We start from the raw sequence: 14,650 nt of genomic DNA, 5'->3' as shown, positions 1-14,650 counted from the left end.
CGGTATCAGGTTAGCTACATTACGCAAAAGCGTGACGAAAAACTGCCTGCGCCGAGCCGAGTGGCAGCAATAAGGGTGCTAACAGGTATCGAAGTAACCAATGGCTGAAGGGCGAGGCCGTCTAGGCAGCGGATTTCAGGCGTTTTGAAGGGGGAGGTGAAGCGGGGAATACCGGCGGGGGATGTGGCGAAACGTCAGGGGAATTGCCGTCATGCGCGGCGGTAACCGGCATGACGGCAAGCGAGCGCTATTACTTGAAGCTGCTGTTCAGGCTGGCGCTGGAGGACAGGATGTTGGTGGAACCCAGCAGTTGGCTGACGAAGCGGTTCCAGCGGGTTATACCGGCCGGGCCAACGAAGACCACGTCCTGCGGCTGCAGATGGAAGTTCTGCGCCAGCACATAGGCGGTGGGGTTCTTGGCCGCCAGGTGGAAGACCTGGGCAGTGGCACCCGGCGCCTTCAGATCTTCCGGGCCACGGATGACGTAGACGGCATCGGCGTTGGCGGTTTCCTGCTGGATGCCGCCGGCCTGGCTCAGGGCTTCCATCAGGTTCAGGTTGGTGATCTTGTAGCTGACCGCTGCGGGCGAGCGGACTTCACCGACCACATAGACCTTGCGGGCATCGTTGTAGGGCAGGTGGATGCTGTCACCGTCCTTCAGGTAGATGCCGTACAGCTTGGAATCCTTGCGGTTCAGGCTGTCGGTATCCAGGCGGTATTCCTTGCCGTCGCGGACCAGGGTCACGCCGGTCAGATCGGCACCACCGGTGTTGGCCACGCCAACCTGGCCCAGGGCTTCCACCAGGGTGATGGGCTTGGTGGTCAGAGGAATGGCATCGCCCTTGTTCACGGCACCGGAGACGGTGACCTTCTGGCTGCCGAACTTCAGCACGCTGACGTCGATCTGGGGATTGTCGATGAAGGTGGCCAGACGGCGGGAGATATCGGTGCGGATCTCTTCCAGGGTCTTGCCGGCGGCGCGCACGGTGCCGACGTAGGGGTAGAACAGGGTGCCATCCGGACGTACCAGGCGACCGTTGGCTTCCAGCTGCTGCTGGGCGCCGGACGGAGCGGTCAGTTCGGGGTGATCCCAGACGGTGATGTAGAGCAGGTCGCTCGCACCGACGCGGTAAGCCTGCGGCTTGTAGTCCAGCAGGGGCTTGAGGTCGGGAGCCTTGGACAGGGCCGCGGAATCCTGACTCATCAGCAGCGAGCTGGTGATCGGGATCAGCTGGACCTTGGTGCCCTGGATGCTCGGATCGCTCTTCAGGTCGTCCTGGTCCAGGTACTGACCCGGGGAGTAGGCACAACCCTGCAGGACGATGCCGGACAGCAAGGCCAGAGCGGTAAATTTGGTTTTCATGTCATTCGTCCTTGATTGCTGATTGAGTGTGAGCAAGAGGAATAAATCGGAAGGTAGAAGCAACGAGCCGGTTATTCATGGTGTTCCTTCGCGAGACGCGGCGAGCCTCGACACTGGACCCGGTTCCAGGTGAACCGTCTGTCCAGCGTACGAGAGAACTCGAGGTCTCAGCTTTTAGTTGTATGAGCACCTGAGTCTGCTGGTCTAGGACTGGCCTTTAGCCATCGAGTTCAGCGCCCCGGGAGCGGAAAAAGGTGACGCCGTTCGAAATCTGTCACATCTCCGCTAACGAGGTCCTATGACTTGGCAGTCATGTTTGTTCAGGTGTTTTTGCAGCAGGGCGGTCTGTGGCTTCTCCGCGCCGTTCTTGGGTTCGATGGCCAGAGGATAGTCGCCCCAGCCCGGACCGGCGGCCCAATAGGCGCTGGGTACGCACTGCTCGCCCAGATAGCTCAGCAGATTGTCCATAGCTTCCAGCCACTGCGGGTGTGCAGGTATCCCATATTCGCCAACGAAGCCGCGCAAATTGTGCTGTTTCAGCCAGTCGATGAAGGGGCGGGTTCTTTCCACGCCGATCATGGGGTGGACGCCCTTCATGCCCGAGGCGTAATTGCCGCTGGAATCGTCGTCGAAATAGATGTGGGCCTCGTAGATCAGGTTGTCCGCCGGATCCTTGATCAGCAGCTCGCCATTCACCTGGGGCCAGCGCTGGGCACTGGACCAGCTGTCGCCGGCGATGAAGATCGGCGTCTTCATGTCGACGCTGCGGATGCTGTCCACGGCCGTCTGCGCCGCGCGGGGCCAGAGACCCTGGGTGTCATGGGGCTCGTTCATGACATCGTAGCCGTACAGCGCCGGATGCTTCTGGAAGGTCAGGGCCAGGCGTTTCCAGGCATCGGCGTAGCTGGCGTAGGGCACCTGGGAAGAGCCGATCAGCTGACCGCGATAGCGCGCGTAGTTGTGCATGTCCAGGATCACGCGGATCCCGTACTTGTCGGCGAAATCCAGGGTGCGCTGCAGCAGCGCGACCTGGGCCTGGTCCAGTTCACCACCGAGCTGGGGCTGTACCCGCTCCCAGAGGAAGGGGAAGCGGATGAAGCGGATGCCCTTGTCCGCATAGCGGCGGAAGTAATCTTCGGTGGGATAGAAGTAGTTGGTGCCTTCCACGCCCGGCAGGACCTGGCCGGCGAAGCCGGCGGCCGACATGTTGATGCCGATGAGGTCCACCTTGGCCGTCGCCGACTCGGGCTGAGCCTGGCCATAAAGCGCCGCGGACAACAAGACGGTGGCCAGCAGGCCACCACCGATACGACGTTTCACTCGTGACACGGACAGCACCTCTCGTGTATTGCGGAAATTCGTCTGGGCAGGGCTCCCTCAGGAGCTCTGCTGATAGACCGGCGCGGGTTGCAGCGGCGGTGTGCGTCGGGCGAAGTATTCCAGCGCCAGATAGTCCACGGTCACCCGGATGGTCCAGGCGATGGCGGCGCCCATGATGGAGAAATGCTGGATGCAGACCACCAGCAGACCCAGGTAGGGCAGCAGTTCGGCGAGATGGATCATCGCGGTGGTCCGCGAATGACCGCGGGCCTGGATCTTGGCGAAGGGAATCTGCGCCAGGGCGTTGAAGATGAAGCCCACCACCAGGATGCGCAGGATCTGCGCGGCATCGCCGCCGTACTCCGGGCCCATCCAAACGGTCATGATCCAGGGCGCCAGCGCCAGGATCGGCAGTACCATCGCCAGACTGATCAGCAGCAGGCCCCAGAAGGCCTTGTTGGCCTGGCGCGCGGCGTCTTCGCCGCTCTTGCTCAGCAGCGGGAACACCACCCGGGCCACGGCATTGGGGATGATCAGCATCCGCGAGACCGCCTCGGCCGGGGCGGTGTAGAAGGACACGCGGCTGGCACCGACCATGTGCGACAGCACGAAGCGGTCGAAATAGACCATCAGCGGACTGATGATGTTGCTCACCGTCATCCAGCTACCGAATTTCAACAGCTCCTTGAACACCTCGGCCTTGAAGGTCCGGATGCCTTCCGGGAAATCCTTGTGCAACGGCCAGTAGGCCAGCGCCATGGAGACCACCCGGGCCAGCACCAGGCCGATCACGGTGGCGGAAAAGCTCGGTTCGATCAGTACCGCGATCAGCGGCGCGATCGCCAGCAGACTGTTGGAGAAGGTCCGCAGGATATTGAATTCGCCGAAGCGCTCGTTGCCTTCCAGGTAGGCGAACCAGACCGTCGCCAGCAGGAAGGGCGGGACGCACAGGCTCAGCCAGCGAAAGCCGGCCACGGCATTGTCGAAATGCTCGGGCGAGACGTGCAGCAGACTCACCACCTTGCCCGCGCCGAACCACAGCAGCAGCGTCGCCAGCAGACTCAGGCCGATGACGGCGCCGGTGGCCGTGCCCATGACCAGCCGGTTGCGCTCCTTGTCGCCGTGGTGCATGGCGACGGCACGGATCACCGCACGCGACAGACCGGCATCGAACAGGGTGGCGTAGCCGACAATGGCGAAGGCCAGGGTGAACAGGCCGAATTGCTCGACACCGAGCAGGCGCGACAGAACACCCATGGTGGGCAGCGCGATGGCACTGGGAATGACGACACCCAGGATGTTCCAGGTGCTGTTTTTGATCATCGACATCGTGGGGGTGAAAACTCCTTGGGGCCGCCCGGCGGACGCCGGGCGGCACGAGGGATCAGACCGGGCGAGCCAGCTGGCTGCTCGGGCGCGGGTAGGGACTGCTGACGTAGGTCTCCGGGGTGGGCGCGGAGCTGTAATGGTGCAGCGTGCGCAGCGCCTGGATCACCATCAGGTAACAGATGGTGGCCTGGAGGTACTCGAAGAAGCCGGCCAGCGGCCAGATCACCAGCTGGGCCAGGGTGGCGGTCACCACGAAGCCGGTATCGGGGTGCAGCATCTTGGCCCAGCGATAGTAGAGGAACAGCGATACCGGGATGATGATGAAGGCCAGGAAGCCGAAGCGGAACAGGGTGCCGAACACCCCGACGTCGGAGAGGAAGAAGTACTCGCCGAAATAGGGGATGAAGCCGTTGTTCCACATCAGCGACAGCGAGCCGCTCGGCAGCCAGTGGTTCTGGCTGAGGTGGGAGAAGATGTAGCCGATGGTCTGCTCACGCACGCCATCGGTGGGACCGTCCTCCACCGACTGGGCATAGAAGTCCAGATTCAGCCCCAGCACCTTCATCAGGTCCGGGAAGATGAAGAAGGGCGACAGCAGCAGCGTAGAGACGCAGATCCAGACGATCGACTTGCTCTTCAGGCAGAACACGGTGAAGACCAGCGCCAGCACGATCAGCTGTCGGGTCTGGGTGCCGAACACCAGGGTCAGCAGGAAGACCATGGCCAGCACGATGTGGATGGTCTTGCTGCGCGCCGAGCCATCGATCGGCGAGATGCCCTTGTTCCAGGTCTGGATGCAGTAGAAGTAGGCCAGGCACAGCGCCGGCGCACCGATGGAGGAGCGATCCGGACGGTCGAAGGAGGACTGCTTGTCACGCAGGTCCGGCAGCACGCCGAACTTGAACATCCAGGCCATGACGGCGGCCAGCAGCGCAGTGATCAGCAGGGCCTTCTCGAATTGCGAGGCGGTCATGTTGCGACCGAGGAACATCAGGGTGGCGAAGCCGAAGCAGAACAGGATCCGCCGCTCCTCGATCAGGCCATAGATCAGCGGCTGACCGTAGAACAGGAAGGAAAAGATCGCCGGCAACCCGATGAAGACCACCGACGAATAGACGGCGTAGGTCATCAGGATCTTGAATTCGCGCTGCTGGGTGCCAATGCTGGTCAGCAGGTAGAAGAAGGTGAAGGCCATGCAGATGGCCAGATACAGCTCGTTCAGATAGAGGATGCCGACCGGGTTGTGCGGGCTTTCGCCGAACACGTCCAGGTGCAGGATCAGCAACGGGATCAGGAGAACGAAGGAAACGGTACTTTTACGGAGAATGCTCATAGACCTACCCATCCAGACGGGACCACCGGACGGCTTGTCCGGTGGTCATCTTCCTTGCGGCTGAGAACGCTGCGGGGCAGCCACTCAGGTGCGTCGACTGCTGCGTTCCTTGAGATAGATGGGCAGGATGCTCAGCGCATCGTGCACGTAACGCTTGGCCAGCCGCTTGGGCTCCGAGCATAGCCGGTGCAGCCATTCCAGCCTGGCTTTCTGCATCCAGCGCGGTGCGCGCTTGACGGTGCCCACGGCGAACAGGATGGACGCGCCGATGCACAGGCCGACACCGGTACGCTTGCTGCTGTCGATCTGCCGCGCGAGCTTTTCCTGACGCGGCGCCCCTACGGCATAGAGGATGAATTCCGACGGATTCTGCATCACGAAGTCGACGCATTTCTGCGTCTCCAGCGGATCGTTGATGAAGCCCATCGGCGGGTTGTAGTGCGCCAGCTGAATATGCGGATACATCCGGCGCAGCTTGCCGACGTCATTCTCGCTGGAACCGATCAGCACCACCGACAGGCGCTCGTCGTTGGCCTTGCGCAGGATGCTCAGGGTCAGATCGCTGCCGGTGATGACCTCGGGCACGGCGACGCCGAGCGACTTGAGGATGGGCATCAGGATCCGGCTGTCGCAGATGCGCTTGCCGGCGCGCTGATAGGACTCGCGCATGTCGGCATTGCTCTGCAGCTGCACGACATGGTCGATGTTCGGCGTGACGATGTAGCTGTAGGGCCGATGGATGTCCTGGCTGATCGAGTTCAGCAACTCGTCCTTGGTACCGGTGAAGAAGTCAATACCAAAGGCTTGGGTGCGTAGGTTAGACATGCATCGTCGCTCCCTTGAAGGCGCCCTTGACGCCGGACCAGGCCAGTTTCGGATTCTTGAATTCCTTGAGCACGGTGATGCCGGACAGCAACACGGCGGAGACCAGTGCGTAGGGGGTACCGTGGAACTTGCGATTGAAACGGGTCGCCGCGCGGTTGCGGAAGTAGTGATAGAAGGCGCTACGTCCGCCCGAGCTCATGGAGCCGTAATGATAGAGCTGGCTCTCGGGCGAAACCTTAAGGGCGACGCCCTTGCGCTTGGCCTGGTGCTGCCAGTCCACCTCTTCGGAGTACATGAAGTAGGCTTCGTCCATGAATCCGATCTCGGTCAGCAGGCTGGCGCAAAAGGCCATGCTGCACCCCATGATGTAGTCGGGTTCACGGTCCAGCTTGGAGATCTCGCTGACCTCGATGTCCTTGCCCAGCAGCTTGGACTTGCCCAGCAGCGGATAGAGGATGCCGCCGCCGTAGCACTCCAGGCGACCGGTCTGGGAGCTCAGGATCACCGAACCGACGATGGTCTTGGGCGCGCGCTGCAGTTCGGCCAGCAATGGTGCGAAGGCATCGTCCTTGACGTAGGCGTCGTTGTTGACGACCCAGAAATGCTTGACCGCCAGATTGTCCAGCGCCCAGCGCATGCCGTAGTTGTTGCCACCGGCATAGCCGTCGTTGCGCGGACTGGCGAGCACGGTGACCTGGCTCAGGCCGTTTTCGGCCTGCCAGCGTTGCAGGACGTCGATGGAGCCGTCCTGGGAGTCATTGTCCACCACCACCGTGTGATCGATGGACGGGCAGTGCTTGAGGATGCTCTCCACACAACTGATGGTTTCGTTGGGGGCCTTGTAGTTGAGCACCATGACTACGTTCATTGGCGTGTTCCTATTCTTCAGAATCATCAATCCGGTACAGCGTCGAGATCCAAGGCTGCCAAGCGTGGCCGGGTTCAGGAGCGAACCCTTCGAAATCGCTGTGTGAGGTAGTTTCTTGTTCGATGCGCCTGTACGAATACTGCCGCGATCCCTGAAGGGATTGGCTGGACGGCGCTCAGGCCGTCCAGCCGGGGTCGTGCATCAGCTCTTGGCGTCCTGCTCGTAGGAGTAGTGGTAGTTGCCATAGGAGCCGTAGTTACTGGCCTTGCGTTCGACGGCGTTGAAGATCACGCCCTTGAGCGGAATACCGTTGAGGTCGAAGCGGCGCTTGGTCGCCTCAAGCTCCTTGACACTGTTCACGCCGAAACGTGCGACGATCAGGCTGGTACCGGCATGACTGCCGATGATGCCGGCCTCGGTCACCGCCAGGATCGGCGGGGTATCGATGATCACGATGTCGTACAGCTCGCTGAATTTCTTCAGCACGGTGGTGAAGCGGAGGCTCATCAGCAGTTCCGACGGATTCGGCGGGAACTGGCCGCAGGAGACGAAATCCAGGCTGCCGACTTCGGTCTTCTTGATGGCGTCGTTCAGGGCGATGCGGCCACTCAGCAGATCGGACAGGCCGTCCTGCTGCTTGGTGTTCATCAGCTTGTGCAGATAGCCCTTGCGCATGTCGCCGTCGATCAGCAGGACGCGCTGGCCGGACTCGGCGATCACCGCGGCCAGGTTCGAGGACACGAAGGACTTGCCGACGCCCGGGCTGGGACCGGAGATCATCAGGATGTTGTTCTTGGCCTCGATCATGGCGAAGTGCAGGCTGGTACGCAGGCTGCGCAGCGCCTCGGTGCTCAGATCGGTCGGATGGGTGATGGCGGTCAGCGAGGATTCGCCCGGCTGCTTGGTGCCCAGTACCTTGGTGGTGTCCGCCTGGTTCTTGCTGTAGGGAATCGAGGCGTAGACCGGCAGACCGATCTGCTCGATGGCTTCCGGGGTCTCGACACCGCGACGCAGGGTATGACGGGTGTAGACGATGGCCAGGCCAACGATGGCGCCGAGGATGATGGCGACGGCGATGATCAGCGGCTTGTTGGGCGCGGACGGATCGTCGACGTTGGCGTTGGCGTTGTCGATGATGCGGACGCTACCCACGGTACCGGCGCGAATGACTTCCAGTTCCTGAGCCTTGTTCAGCATCAGCGCATAGGTCTGGCCGGTCACCTCGATGTCGCGGTTCAGACGCAGCAGTTCCTGCTGGGTTTCCGGCAGCACTTCGACGCGCTTCTGCAGCTTGGCGCGCTCGGCCTGGAGTTGGCCCAGCTGGCTCATCAGCGCCTGGTAGGCCGGGTGCTGGCGAGTGAACTTGCGATCCATCTCGGTGCGCTTCAGGTTCAGCTCGGAGATCTGGTTGTCCAGGGCAACGGTCTGTTCCAGGACACCCTTGGTCTCGCTGTCGATATCGACCGACTTCTTGTTGGTCTGGTAGTAGTTCAGCGCGGACTGGGCCTTTTCCAGGTCGGATTTCACGACCGGGATCTGGGCACGTAGGAATTCCAGACTCTGGGTGGACTCGGCGGCGTTGCGATCGATGTTCTGCTGAACGTAGATGTCCGCGACTTCCTGGACGATGGCTTGGGCCTTCAGCGGATCCGCGTCCTGCAGACCGACACCGATGATGCCCGACATCTTGCCGCGCTCACCGGCGACGATGCGACCCTGGTATTCCTGGATGGTCTTGGAGAAACGCTTCTTCATGATGGTGAATTCGGTGCCAGGACGAGCCTGCAGCGTAGTCACCTTGATCTGGTAGCCGGCATTGCTCACCGGCTGGCCGAGGCCACCGTGCAGCACAACTTCGTCGTCGGCATTGAAGACGGTGAAGTTCTGGTTGTCCTCGACCTTCAGCTTCATCGGCTTGTCGAGGTTGCTGTCCGGCACTTCCAGCTGATCGATGACCAGCTTCTCGCCGCCCCAGGCAAAGCTGTTCAGGCCGAGCAGGGGAGAGGCGACGTCGGTTTCATTCTGCGGCTCGAAACGACGCGCGACAAAGTTGCCGATCAGCGGGAAGTAGCGCGGCTTGACCTCGATATCCAGCTTGAGGTTCTCGATCGCCTTGCCGATCACGGAGCGCGACTTGAGCAGCTCGATCTCGGTCACCGCCTCGGGCATGGGCGGCGGCATGCCGGTGGACTGATCGGTCAGTCGGGTAACGCCCTTCTTCTCCATTTCGATCTGGATCATGGCGTTGGACGAATACATCGGCGTGGCCAGGATGGCATAGCCAATACCGAGCGCAGCGAAAATGCCGATTACCGACAGGAGTTGCCATTTGTAATCGATCAACATACCGAAGAGTGCGGAAAAGTTAATATCCGACTCATTCTTAACTTCGGGAGTAAAGCGAGGCATCGTGGTCATGAAATTCCTTCTTCCCTATTTGATGTATGGAAGCCAACTGTCTACACAGCGCGTCAAAAGTATTTGGACATTTTGAAACATCTCTTTAGAAAGGCGATAAGGGTCTGGTACTTCTTGATTGCTCAACCATTTCCCGATCAGAAAAACCTTACCCCTGACTTCAGGAGCAATACTTTCGACGGAGCGTGAGTGGAACTCTTCCATGGTCAAAATCAAATCCGCCTTGCGCAGCATCTCGGCATCCGCCTGGCGAGCTTTGTGGGTCGTGAAATCGATGCCGTTCTCCCGTAGTAGTACCTCCTGAGCGGTCTTCTCGATGCCGTGGCCGACCAGCGCCCTGATGCCGGCCGAGCCGACCTGGACGTCACGGCCTTCCAGGGCCTTGGCCAGTAGTGCTTCTGCGACCGGGCTACGGCAGATGTTCCCTTCGCATACAACCAATATCGACTTGATCATTCTTCAAAACCTTCCTGTTGTCCGGACAACAGGTATCGACGGCAGATAGCCCAGCAATCCCCTTGGGAGTTGCTCGCTGCCGATGTAATTAGAGTCAGGAGTCCAGGCTCCAGATCGTCGTGCTGAGCGGTGGGGCCAGCGGCCCCGGCCAGACTCAGTATGCGTTCTTATTGATGAAGCCTTTGAACAGCGTGAGGAAGATGATCTTGACGTCCCACCAGAAGGACCAGTGGTGGATGTAGTCCAGATCGAACTCGACGCGTTTCTGCATCTTGTCCAGGGTGTCGGTCTCGCCGCGCCAGCCGTTGACCTGAGCCCAGCCGGTAATGCCGGGCTTCATCTTGTGGCGGAGCATGTAGCCCTGCACCAGCTTGCGGTACTGCTCGTTGTGAGCGACGGCGTGGGGGCGGGGACCGACGATGGACATTTCGCCGCGGAGTACATTAATGAATTGAGGCAATTCATCGAGAGACGTACGTCGTAAAAATGCACCAAACGGGGTGATGCGGGAGTCATTCTTGGTGGCCTGGGTGACCTTGGCGCCGTTTTCCATGACCTTCATGCTGCGGAATTTCCACACCTCGATCGGCTTGCCGTCCATGCCGTAGCGCTTCTGCTTGAAGAAGATCGGACCGGGCGAGGTGATCTTGATGCCGATGGCGATGGCCAGCATGGGCAGGGAGATCATGGCGAGGATGATCGAAGCCAGCACGATGTCCTCGATACGCTTGACGATATGGCTGGCGCCATCCATCGGGGTATCGAAGATGCTGATGCTGGGCAGGCCGTCCAGGCTTTCGCTGCGGGCGTGCAGCAGGTGGAACATGAAGATGTCCGGGATGATGTACACCGAAGCCGTGGTGTCGCTCAGCTCCTGGACCAGCCAGTTGATCTTGCTCTGATCGGCCATGCCCAGGGTGATGTAGACCTTGTCGACCAGGCCGGAGCGGACGTCCTGCATGAGCTGGTCGAGACCGCCATTCAGCGCCGGGCTGGGCACGCCTTCTTCACCGGTATCCTGGTTGTCGCTATAGAAGCCGGCAATGCGCAGGCCCATCCAGGGCGCCGTGCTGATGGTGTGCGCCAGGCGCTGGGCGACCATGCCGTTGCCGGCGATGGCGACGTTGCGGGTATTGATGCCGGCCTTGCGCAGGGAGTGCATGATCGAGCGCAGCAGCACGCGATAGCCGCACAGGGTGCCCAGCGTCAGACCCAGCCAGCCCTGCATCACGCCAGGCGTCAGATAGGACTGATCGAAGAAGAAGTAGTCCACCATGAACACGGTCGCGAAGGTCAGCACCCAGTAGGTGGCGATCTTGAGCAGTTCATCGGTGATGCGCTCGCCGCGCCAGGAACCATAGACGTGGTTCAGCTCGGTGAGGAAGTGGAAGATCAGCAAGGACAGGAAGATGACGACCCAATGCTCGGGACGCATGCCGGTGTCCGACGCCCAGGTGCCTGCCACGTAGGCGCTCAGCGTGATCACGGCGAGATCGAGCAGGCGGTGTGCGAGCGAGATTGCCGAGGAATTCGTATGCAAAATGCCGCGTTCTTTCAAATTCATGGTTCCATCCTTGTGCGTATACCGTGCACGAACTTTCAACTGGGCGAGGCAGCTACCAGCGTATGAAATGTTCACTATGGCGCTCTAGGACCGATGACTGACCACCGATCGCTAAATGCCATGATGGCTGTAGCGACGTTAGGACTCGGCACTGATTAAGAGGTTCACACGGTAGAAAGGCCGGACGACGCTGTCGAGTTGCCCCAAATCAGGGCAAATAGCACGCCAGTCGGTCTGCGACGGGGGGAGGGAAGTGAAGAAGGGCGGAGTGCGTCACAACACGGGCGGACGGCTGGCACACTTCTCTCGCATCAGGGTGCGATGAGTGGCTTGCCCGGGCAGCGGGAGGGGGTAAAACGTTCCATCGGACTTTAACGCGGGATGCGGAAGTTGTGAGCTGGTTCGCCAAACAATGAGACAGCCAGACGGTCAGGTCGGGTGTAGGCCAGTCCCTGGCCTGAAACACGCCTCAATGGCGATGGTGGGACTGAAAACTCAGGGGGGAATTGACGGGGAGGCTGGAGATCTTGGAATGCCAGGCTGAGTTTCTCGTGTTGTCGTGCGAGAACAGCAGGAACGACCAGCTGACAAGGAGGGAGGCCACCGCAAGCCAGGGCAGCTGGGCTTGGGCGAAGACGAGGCAACCGGCAACGCCGGTCCAAACGGGCAGGTAGTAGCGCATTTTTGTTATTCCTGCTTTTTTTGCGAGATTGCAACCTAACTATTGTGCAGACTTTGTGAGAAGTCCATCACCAAAAGGTATTTTTTACACTCCTCCGCTCAAATTCCGACAAACGTGCAGGGTAGAGCGGCTGTGGGCCTATACCGAGCGGCGTTTTTCCGCCGTCAGCAGCAGGTTTCGCGGTGTCAGGCTGGCGGGACAGAAGGTCCCCACCCTCACACTGTAACCTTGCTCCTGTAGGAACAGCGCCTGGTCCAGCAGCAGCCAGAGCTCCAGCGGTCGTCGGAACAGACCGGGCAGCAGTTCGAGATTACGAACTTCTGCCAGCCGCTGGAAGCCCCGTTGTTCCCAGAGGGGCCAGTCGATCCCGGTGGGCAGCTGCAATCCCTTGCGCCGCGCCAGTTCCGCACCAAAGGCCGAGAAGGGCTGGCGCAGCCAGTGGCTGGGTAGCGGCGGCGTATTCAGATAGGTGTCGCAGCCCCTGATCTCGCGCTGCAGGAGATCGAATCCCAGCCGGCGGGCCATGGACAGGTCTCTGTCCCGCCGCACCCGCTGCCCGCCGGTGACGGTTTCGCAGAGGGCCAGGCGCAGGGCTTCGCGGTCCAGCCGCAGCGCCGAGGCCTTGGCTGGCAGCGACAGCGGACCATAGGCCGCGGCGGCGATGCGGTCATAGCAGCAGGGCGCCAGGGCCAGCTGCTGACAGCCACGTTCCGCGGCCACCCTGAGCAGCTGGACGTGCAGGTCGCCGCAGGCGTGCAGGGCGACGGGGGTGTCGCGACTGCCGAGCCGTGCTCCTGCCAGCGGCTGGAGCACATCGGCCTGATAATGGTGCACCGGGGTTCGCGCCCGGTGGCTAAGCCTTGCGCCTTCCTCGACGAGAGCCGCATCGACCTCCAGGCAGACGGCCGGTGCACCCTGATGGGTCAGGTGCCTGGCGAGGTGGCCCTTGCCGGCGCACCAGTCGACCCAGCGCTGCACGGGGTGCTGGAAATCCAGCGTGCGGGCGAAGGCTTCTATCTGCAGCCATTTGCGGCCGGGCACGTCGACTGCCTGCCTGCCGGGCCGATCGCAGCCGGGTTGCGCCTGGTGTTCCTCGACCTGGCTCAGCGCCAGCGAGGTGGCGGCCAGCGCGCGGAAGGGTTCAGGTGCTTCCAGCAGCTGGGGGGTATTATGGGCTGCCTCGGCCGCTTCCAGACTGCGGGCCCGCAGCCAGCGGGCCAGCTCCGGATGGCGCGATTCCCAGGCCAGTTCGCGTTCGACGAAGGGTCTGGGCCGCCACAGGTGCTGATGCCGGGTCAGAAAGAGATCCAGGGCGGTGAAGCGGTCTAGCAAGTCGGCGGCAAGCATGATGGCATTAGGCAATGACGGGATTGGCAGGAAGGCAGGGCCTGGCCACTATTGTCACTTCGCCCAGGCAGGCTTGGGTATCGAAATTTCCGGCGCCTGGCTGCGCCTTGCTCGACGGCGTTCGGACCCTGGCTTCCGGTAGCTGAAGCGCGCGAGGCCGAGCGGTGACCGGGAGTCAGCTTGATGAATCGATTTATCTCAAAGCCGGACATCTGGTCGTGTCACCACTACTTGTCGCGCTAACATTGTCTGTTCGGTATATCCCAGAAGGAAAATCCTATGAAGCCAACCTCCCCGCACAAGCTGCGTCTAGCGTTCAGATCCCTGCTGAAATCGGACAGCTGCTACCACACGGCGTCCGTCTTCGATCCCATGTCGGCGCGCATCGCCAATGATCTCGGTTTCGAAATGGGCATCCTCGGCGGGTCGGTGGCTTCCCTGCAGGTGCTGGCCGCACCGGACTTCGCCCTGATCACCCTGAGCGAGTTCGTCGAGCAGGCCACGCGCATCGGTCGGGTCGCCCGGCTGCCCATCATCGCCGACGCCGATCATGGCTACGGCAATGCGCTGAACGTGATGCGCACCATCACCGAGCTCGAACGCGCCGGGGTGGCTGCCCTGACCATCGAGGACACCGTGCTGCCGGCCGGCTATGGCCGCAAGTCCACCGACCTGGTGAGCGTCGAGGAAGGCATCGGCAAGATCAAGGGCGCGCTGGAAGCCCGTATCGACGAAGCCCTGAGCATCTTTGCCCGGACCAATGCCACCGAACTGAGCACCGCGGAAGTCATCTCCCGCACCAAGGCCTACGAGGCCGCCGGCGCGGACGGTATCTGCATGGTCGGCATCCGCGATTTCGCGCACCTGGAAGAGATCACCCAGCACCTGAGCGTGCCGGTGATGCTGGTGACCTACGGCAATCCCGAGTTGCGTGACAACGCCCGCCTGGCCAAGGCCGGGGTGCGGGTCGTGGTGAACGGACATGCCGCCTACTTCGCGGCGATCAAGGCGACCTACGACTGCCTCAGGGAGCAGCGCAACATCACCGCGTCGGACCTGTCCGCGTCGGAACTCTCCACCAAGTACTCGACACTGCAGGAGTATCGAGTCTGGGCGCGGGAATTCATGGACGTGAAGGAATAACC

General features: G+C 61.4%; 12 protein-coding genes. 1 reads left to right on the top strand and 11 read right to left on the bottom strand.

From position 1 onward, the window contains the following. Positions 1-250: 250 nt before the first annotated feature. From GSQ95_RS02300 to GSQ95_RS02250, 11 genes are all read right to left on the bottom strand, one after another. Entirely contained in the window at positions 251-1,363 is a 1,113-nt protein-coding gene (locus GSQ95_RS02300) for a polysaccharide biosynthesis/export family protein (protein ID WP_133860417.1), read from the bottom strand. A 285-nt stretch (positions 1,364-1,648) separates the two neighbouring features. Then, positions 1,649-2,683 carry a glycoside hydrolase family 5 protein gene (locus GSQ95_RS02295; protein ID WP_158889800.1) on the bottom strand — a complete coding sequence of 345 codons (1,035 nt, stop codon included), beginning with the start codon at positions 2,681-2,683 and terminating at the stop codon, positions 1,649-1,651. A gap of 57 nt (positions 2,684-2,740) precedes the next feature. After that, a complete protein-coding gene (locus tag GSQ95_RS02290) occupies positions 2,741-4,012 on the bottom strand; it encodes a flippase (protein WP_256664452.1) in 1,272 nt (423 codons plus the stop codon). Positions 4,013-4,067: 55 nt separating this feature from the next. Continuing rightward, positions 4,068-5,345, bottom strand: a complete 1,278-nt coding sequence (locus GSQ95_RS02285) for a hypothetical protein (RefSeq protein WP_158889708.1) — start codon at positions 5,343-5,345, stop codon at positions 4,068-4,070. Between the two features lie 84 nt (positions 5,346-5,429). Further along, positions 5,430-6,170: a WecB/TagA/CpsF family glycosyltransferase gene (locus GSQ95_RS02280; protein WP_158889710.1), complete on the bottom strand. Its 741-nt coding sequence runs from the start codon at positions 6,168-6,170 to the stop codon at positions 5,430-5,432. Continuing rightward, a complete protein-coding gene (locus GSQ95_RS02275; RefSeq protein WP_133860420.1) occupies positions 6,163-7,038 on the bottom strand; it encodes a glycosyltransferase family 2 protein in 876 nt (291 codons plus the stop codon). Before GSQ95_RS02275 ends, GSQ95_RS02280 begins: the two co-directional genes overlap by 8 nt. A 201-nt stretch (positions 7,039-7,239) precedes the next feature. Beyond that, complete coding sequence (locus tag GSQ95_RS02270; protein ID WP_158889712.1) at positions 7,240-9,456, bottom strand: polysaccharide biosynthesis tyrosine autokinase; 2,217 nt, start codon at positions 9,454-9,456, stop codon at positions 7,240-7,242. A 15-nt stretch (positions 9,457-9,471) separates the two neighbouring features. After that, positions 9,472-9,912, bottom strand: coding sequence for a low molecular weight protein-tyrosine-phosphatase (locus tag GSQ95_RS02265; protein WP_133860422.1), 441 nt, complete (start codon positions 9,910-9,912; stop codon positions 9,472-9,474). Between the two features lie 154 nt (positions 9,913-10,066). Next, complete coding sequence (locus GSQ95_RS02260) at positions 10,067-11,476, bottom strand: undecaprenyl-phosphate glucose phosphotransferase (RefSeq protein ID WP_133860423.1); 1,410 nt, start codon at positions 11,474-11,476, stop codon at positions 10,067-10,069. 469 nt (positions 11,477-11,945) lie between these two features. Continuing rightward, positions 11,946-12,158, bottom strand: a complete 213-nt coding sequence (locus GSQ95_RS02255) for a hypothetical protein (RefSeq protein WP_133860424.1) — start codon at positions 12,156-12,158, stop codon at positions 11,946-11,948. A gap of 138 nt (positions 12,159-12,296) precedes the next feature. Then, positions 12,297-13,505 (bottom strand): methyltransferase, encoded by a 1,209-nt coding sequence (locus GSQ95_RS02250; protein WP_158889714.1) that lies wholly within the window; start codon positions 13,503-13,505, stop codon positions 12,297-12,299. A gap of 279 nt (positions 13,506-13,784) precedes the next feature. Between GSQ95_RS02250 and GSQ95_RS02245 the strand changes: the two genes are divergently transcribed. Then, on the top strand, positions 13,785-14,648 hold the full coding sequence (locus GSQ95_RS02245; RefSeq protein WP_158889716.1) for an oxaloacetate decarboxylase: 864 nt from the start codon (positions 13,785-13,787) through the stop codon (positions 14,646-14,648). Positions 14,649-14,650: the final 2 nt, after the last annotated feature.

The sequence above is a fragment of the Pseudomonas sp. BAV 4579 genome (genome assembly GCF_009765395.1).
GTDB lineage: Bacteria > Pseudomonadota > Gammaproteobacteria > Pseudomonadales > Pseudomonadaceae > Chryseomonas > Chryseomonas aestiva.
This window is presented reverse-complemented; position numbering and strand designations above follow the sequence as displayed.